Source organism: Streptomyces sp. NPDC037421 (assembly GCF_055602105.1).
Map to the genome: position 1 here is coordinate 33451 of NZ_JBVJWV010000019.1, position 6204 is coordinate 39654.

The following is a 6204-nucleotide window of genomic DNA, read 5'->3' on the forward strand; positions in this document are numbered from 1 at the left end:
CACCCCCCCCCCCCCCCCCCCCCCCCCCCCCCCCCCCCCCCCCCCCCCACCCCCCCCGCCCCCCCCCCCCCCCCCCCCCCCCCCCCCCCCTCCACCCCACCCCCCCCCCCCCCCCCCCCCCCCCCCCCCCGTCCCCCCCCCTTTTTCGCCCCCCCCCCCCCCCCCCGCTGCGGCCGGGCGGGCAGGGCGAGGCCGGAGCGGTCTCCGCGGAAGCGGGAGGCGGACCACAGGAGGCCGAGTGCGAGGAAGGAGACGAAGAGCGCTGTGAAGGCGCCGGCGAAGGCGTAGAAGGGGGAGATCGGCAGATCGTGCTGGGAGCCGATCCCGTGCGCGAGCACGGCCGGCGGGCCGGCCGGGTGAAGGACCACGGTTGCCGTCGGGCTCATCGGACGAGGAGCTGGGTCAGGACGAGCCGGGACTCGTGGGTCTCGACCTCGAAGAGGCCCGTGCGGTCGGCCGTCAGGACCAGGGTGGCCTCCTGGCCGGCGGGCAGGGCGAGTTCCTTGTCGTAGCCGTGGACGTGCAGGGTGTCGGCGCGGTCGCTGGTGACGCGCAGGGCCAGGCGCTCGCCCCGTTTCAGTTCGGTACGGCCGGTGGCGGGCACCACCTTTCCGTCCCGGACGGTGATGGTGACGGTCCGGTCGGCCGGCGGGGCCGACGGGGCTTCCCGCGGTGCCGGCGTTGCCGGGGAGCCGGTCGGGGCGGGCGCGGGGTGGCTGTGGGCTCCCTGACCCGGGGGGCCCGCGGTCAGCGCGACCGCCGCCTCGACCGGCTTGCCGGCGACGGCCCAGGCGGTGTGGTCGTCGGCGTACAGGCGGACGGTCAGGGTGTGCGCGCCCTCGGGCACCTGCGCCGCGGGCAGGTGGAACCAGGGGCCGTACACGCGGGCCAGTTTGCGGCCGTCGAGCTCCAGGTGGGCGTGGCCGGCGCCGGTCAGCGCGGCGCCGCCGACGCTGTCGGGGGTGAAGCGGAAGTCGGTCACCGCCAGTTGGAGGTTCCAGCCGTCCTCGGAGTCGGGGCGGGCGGTGAGCTTCACGCCGGGCGCGCCCCGGGCCGGGACCTCGCGCAGGCGGTGGCCGCCGCCGTCCTGGGCGTCGAGCAGGGCGCCGGCGCTGCCGGAGGACTGTTCGTGGGTGGTGCCGGGTTTGTGGTGGGTGGTGGCCCGGCCGCCGCAGCCCGTCGCCGCACCGCCCGCGAGCAGCAGGAGCAGGGCCACCAGCGCCGCCGTGCGGGCGGAGCGTCGGTGCGGGCGGGTCCGGGGGGCGGGTGTCCGGCACACGTCGCACCGGATGCGGGTCTCTGCGGGCACGTTCACTTCGGGCCTCCGGTCATGGGGCGGGCCGACGCGGCCGGGCGGGGCTCGGGGGTGGGGCGGGGGTGGGCGGGCAGACCCCCGCCCCGCCGTCGCCGCGGGGTGGGGGTCAGGCCGGCGGAGCGGGGCCTTCGGACGTCCCGGCCGCGGGCGGGGGCGGGGGTCAGGCGGTGGTGCCGTCGGGGCCGGGGGTGGGGGCCGGGGGCTCGGCGGTGGTGCTCAGGGCCGGGGCCGGGCCCGCCGGGACGGGGGTGCGGTCGCCGTCCGGGTCGTCGCCCGGGCCGGCGGGCCGGGCGGGGGCGGCCGGGCCCGGGCGGGCCGACGCGACGACCGCCCACAGCACCCACACCACCGCGACCAGGGCCCGTACCCAGGCGGGGCTGAGCGGGATCCACGGGATCATCAGGACGGCCTTGTCGAAGGCGTCCAGCAGGGTCAGGGCGCCCAGGAGCAGGGTGAGGCGCGCCAGCCAGGGGCGTTCGGGGCGCAGCGCCAGGCCGGCCCCGGTCCACCACAGGCCGAGCAGGAGCAGGGCCAGCGCCGGGACGGGGGTGTCCACCAGGGGCATGGTGGAACCGGCCACGTCCAGGGCCAGCCCGGCCAGGCCGGACAGCGACGCCGCGGTGCCCAGCCGGGAGCCGCGCAGGCGCCGCCACCACAGCGTGCCGCCGACCAGCAGCAGCACCGCCGCCACCGCCACGGCGATCTGCGTCTCCACCCGTTCCAGGCCCCGGGCGCCGTACCAGTCGCAGCCCGCCGGGAGCTTGCGGGCCTGGACGTTGTAGTCGGCGCAGACCATCAGCTGGGTCAGCTTCACCGGTTCGCCCACCAGCCGGGCCGAGGAGCCGCTGACCTGTCCGCGCTCCTTACCGCACTGCGGGAGCGTGCCCGGGGTGGAGCCGTCGGGGCCGTCCTGCCAGCAGTTCCCCCTGCCCTGGCCGTCCCACCACACGTCGGTGCCGTTGGGCCGGGAGGCCCCGGACCTGTCCTTGCCGAGCACGTTGCCCGCGTACCGGTTGTGGTGGGAGGTGTCGGTCTGCTTGGACCACTCCTCCTCGCCCCGGATGAAGGCCGGGACGGCGCTGAGGAAGAAGCCCGCGCGCCGGTGCCCATACACCCAGTTGTCCTCGTAGAGGTTCCAGTTGCCTCCGGCGGTGATGATGCCGGTGCCGGGCGGCATGGAGATCTGCGGGCAGACCACCCCCTGCTCGTAGCCGCGTTCGACGGGCGGTTTGGCGCAGGTGCCGTCGGCGACGTAGTGGTAGTAGTCGGCGTTGTTGTCGTGGATCAGGTTGCGTTCGAAGCGGGCGTGGTTCTGCGGGAGTCCGGGGTGCCCGGGGAAGGCGCTGTCCATCGAGGCGCCGCCCATGTTCTGGTCGAACTCGTTGTCGTGGACCCACACCGAGTCCCCGGCGGTGCCGGAGTAGCCGACCATGTTGTGGTGGCTGCGGCAGCCGGTGATCTCGATGGAGTAGCGGGGCACGTCGTAGCCGCGGCCGTCGTTGATGTCGGAGGCGCTGCCGGGGTAGATCCCGGAGTCCCCGTTGCCGTAGGACTCGCAGTTCTTGTAGAGCCCGTGGTCGCTGGCGAAGGTCAGGAAGCCGTACTCGTCGTTCCAGCGGGTCAGGACGTCGTCGATGACGAAGCCGTCGCCGGCGAGCACGTACAGGGAGTTGAAGGTGGTGCGCTGCGCGGTGAAGTTCCGGAAGTAGATCCCGTTGGACCGGTCGGCGCGGATGGCGTTCAGCTTCTGGTACTTGGCGTCGATGACGACGTCCGTGCGGGCGGCGCCGGTGCCCTCGATCTGGAGGTTCGTCTTGCCGAGGATGGCGACGAGGTTCTGGTTGTGCCGGCACTTCTCCTGCTGCTCGTACGACAGGATCTGGTAGCCCAGTGAGGAGTTGGGGGCCTTGAGGTTCGCGCACTCCCCCGTCGGGGCGGGCAGCGAGGGCTCCTCCTCGTAGAGGCCGGGCAGGATCGCGATGTTCATACCCGGCCGGTCGACGGCGTCCACGGCCTGCTGGAGGTGGCGGTAGCCGCTCTTCTCGCAGCGTTCGTAGAGGTCGAGGTTGCGCTGCCGGAGCTCCTGGGGGAAGCCGGCCACGCGGCGTTCGAAGGCGGGCCGGTCGGTCTTGCAGACCAGCAGGTCGGGCTCGGCCGCCGCCCGGTGGACGGGGACGGATCCGGTGCCGTCGGGAAGTGCGACGGGGCGCTCCTCGTGCGCGCGGGCGGCGGGCGCGGCGGCGAGGAGGGACAGGAAGGCGAGGAGGGCGGCGAGGAGCGCCGCCGGCACGGCAGGGAACCTGCGGGTCCACGACATGCGCGAGAGAGTAGAGCAATGTTCATCTTTTGGGATCCCCTCGCGCGGATTCCCCCTGGGGCGGTGACCGGATCGTTGCGACCGGCCGGCGCACCAGGCCCCGCCCGCCCCGCCCCGCCCAGCCCGCCACGCCCGCCCGGCCCGCCGCGCCCGCCCGGCCCGCCACGGGCGCCCGGCCCGCCGCGCCCGCCCGGCCCGCCACGGGCGCCCGGCCCTGCCCGTCCCGCCCGGCGGGGGATTTCGGACGGTGGCCGCAAGACGGCGTTGACGGGGAGGGGCCGGGAATCCTACTGTCGACCATAGGATTCCTTCGACGGAGCGGGAGCAGCCCATGAGTGAGCAGGCCAGGAAGACGGCGGAGGCGCTGGAGTACCTCACCGGCTTCGGGAACGAGCACAGCTCGGAGGCCGTGCCCGGCGCGCTCCCGCTCGGCCGCAACTCCCCCCAGCGCGCCGCCCTCGGCCTGTACGCCGAGCAGCTCAGCGGCAGCGCCTTCACCGAGCCGCGCCGCCACAACCGCCGGTCGTGGCTCTACCGGATCCGCCCTTCCGCCGCGCACCCGGCCTTCACCCGCGTGGACAACGGCGCCCTGCGCACCGCGCCCTTCACCGACGCCGTCCCGGACCCCAACCGGCTGCGCTGGAACCCGCTGCCCGACCCGGCTCCCGGCACCGACTTCCTGGCCGGCCTGTGGACCCTCGGCGGCAACGGCGACGCCACCCAGCGCACCGGCATGGCCGTCCACCTCTACTCCGCCAACGCCTCCATGACCGACCGGGTCTTCAGCGACTCCGACGGCGAGCTGCTGATCGTCCCCGAGCGCGGCGGCCTGCTGCTGCGCACCGAGCTCGGCCTGCTGAGCGCCGGCCCCGGCGAGGTGGCGCTGATCCCGCGCGGCGTCCGCTTCCGCGTCGAGCTGCTGGACGGCGACGCGCGCGGCTACGTCTGCGAGAACTACGGGCAGCCCTTCGAGCTGCCGGACCTCGGCCCGATCGGCGCCAACGGCCTGGCCGCGGCGCGGGACTTCCGGGCGCCGGTGGCCGCGTACGAGGACGTGGAGCGTCCGACCGAGGTGGTCAACAAGTTCTGCGGCAACCTCTGGTCCGCGACCTACGGCCACTCGCCGCTCGACGTCGTCGCCTGGCACGGCACGCACGTCCCGTACGTCTACGACCTGCGCAAGTTCAACGTGATCGGGTCCATCAGCTACGACCACCCCGACCCGTCGATCTTCACCGTGCTGACCTCGCCGTCCGACACCCCGGGGCTGGCGGGCGTGGACTTCGTGGTGTTCGCCCCGCGCTGGCTGGTCGGCGAGGACACCTTCCGCCCGCCGTACTTCCACCGCAACGTGATGAGCGAGTACATGGGCCTGATCGAGGGCGCCTACGACGCCAAAGCCGAGGGGTTCGTGCCGGGCGGCGGCTCGCTGCACAACATGATGTCCGCGCACGGCCCGGACCGGGAGACCTTCGACAAGGCCAGCGCCGCCGAGCTGAAGCCGCAGAAGATCGACGACGGCCTGGCCTTCATGTTCGAGACCCGCTGGCCGATCACCGCCACCCCCCAGGCGGCGGGGGCGGAGCACCTCCAGCGCGGATACGACGACGTATGGGAGGGTCTCCAGCGCCACTTCCGTGCCTAACATGCCGGTGTCGCCCTGCGCACCGCCCCGCCCCGTCGACTGATGACAGCCAGCCCGTACGGAGAACGACCCGTGACCGCCTTCGCCCCCGACTCCCTGGTACTGAACCGGAAGCTGCCGCTCTGGTACCAGGTGTCCCAGTCCCTGCGCGCCTCGATACTGGGGCGCACTCCGGACGCCTCGCTGCGGCTGCCGACCGAGGAGCAGCTCGCCGAGCACTACGGGGTGAGCGTGCTGACCATGCGCCAGGCGCTCAAGGAACTGGAGGGCGAGGGCCTCATCAGCCGGCACCGGCGGCGCGGGACCTTCATCGAGCCGGGCGCGATGCGCAGCGCCCCGGTGCGGCTGCTCGGCTCCGTGGACGCGATCGTGGCCCAGCAGTCGGGTGACCTGACGACGGTGCTGGGCCATGAGCGCACGACCGTGGCCGGGGAGCTGCTGGAGCACTTCCCGGACACGGCGGAGGTGGTCACGTACCGCAGGCTCCGGCGCGACGGCGAGAGCGGTGAGCCCACCAACTGGGCGGAGAACGCGGTCCGTCCGGAGCTCGCCGAGGCCGTGGACCTGGCCGACCTGGAGCGCTGGCCGATGACCAAGGTGCTGCGCGACGTGGTCGGCGTACGGATCAGCCGGATCACGGACACGGTGGAGGCGCGGCTCGCCGACCCGGTCACCGCCGAGCTGCTGGAGGTCCCGCTGCTGAGCCCGATCCTGCACTACACCGGCGTGACCTACGACGAGGACGGGCGGGTCGTGGACGTGGCCCGGATCCGCTACCGGGGCGACCGGTTCTCCTTCACGGTGACCGTCGAAGCCCCCTGAGCGGGGGAGGCGGCCCGGGGGGGGGGGGGGGGGGACAGAGAGGTTTCGTCTTCTTTTTTTTTTGCTGTTGGCGCCTCCTCGTCTCGGCTGCGGGGGGGTGGTGAT

4 protein-coding genes and 1 pseudogene are annotated in these 6204 nt (G+C 74.2%); 2 read left to right on the forward strand and 3 right to left on the reverse strand.

The genetic code is table 11. The features are described from left to right. Nucleotides 1–139 precede the first annotated feature (139 nt). The 3 genes and pseudogenes from ACZ7IF_RS24915 to ACZ7IF_RS24925 form a co-directional block, all read right to left on the reverse strand. Nucleotides 140–386 (reverse strand): annotated as a pseudogene (locus ACZ7IF_RS24915) (hypothetical protein); the annotation flags it as partial. Next, on the reverse strand, nucleotides 383–1279 hold the full coding sequence (locus tag ACZ7IF_RS24920) for a cupredoxin domain-containing protein (RefSeq protein WP_470975348.1): 897 nt from the start codon (nucleotides 1277–1279) through the stop codon (nucleotides 383–385). The pseudogene ACZ7IF_RS24915 and the gene ACZ7IF_RS24920, both read right to left, overlap by 4 nt. A 196-nt stretch (nucleotides 1280–1475) precedes the next feature. Next, complete coding sequence (locus tag ACZ7IF_RS24925; protein ID WP_470975145.1) at nucleotides 1476–3632, reverse strand: right-handed parallel beta-helix repeat-containing protein; 2157 nt, start codon at nucleotides 3630–3632, stop codon at nucleotides 1476–1478. 331 nt (nucleotides 3633–3963) lie between these two features. On the opposite strand from ACZ7IF_RS24925, the gene hmgA reads away from it, so the two are divergent. Beyond that, complete coding sequence (gene hmgA, locus ACZ7IF_RS24930; RefSeq protein ID WP_470975148.1) at nucleotides 3964–5277, forward strand: homogentisate 1,2-dioxygenase; 1314 nt, start codon at nucleotides 3964–3966, stop codon at nucleotides 5275–5277. 72 nt (nucleotides 5278–5349) lie between these two features. Further along, on the forward strand, nucleotides 5350–6099 hold the full coding sequence (locus ACZ7IF_RS24935; RefSeq protein ID WP_470975151.1) for a GntR family transcriptional regulator: 750 nt from the start codon (nucleotides 5350–5352) through the stop codon (nucleotides 6097–6099). Nucleotides 6100–6204: the final 105 nt, after the last annotated feature.

Excerpts from the sequence above, each read along its gene's own strand:
- ACZ7IF_RS24925 (WP_470975145.1), bottom strand. The coding sequence starts at position 3,632 with ATGTCGTGGACCCGCAGGTTCCCTGCCGTGCCGGCGGCGCTCCTCGCC.
- hmgA (WP_470975148.1), top strand. The coding sequence starts at position 3,964 with ATGAGTGAGCAGGCCAGGAAGACGGCGGAGGCGCTGGAGTACCTCACC.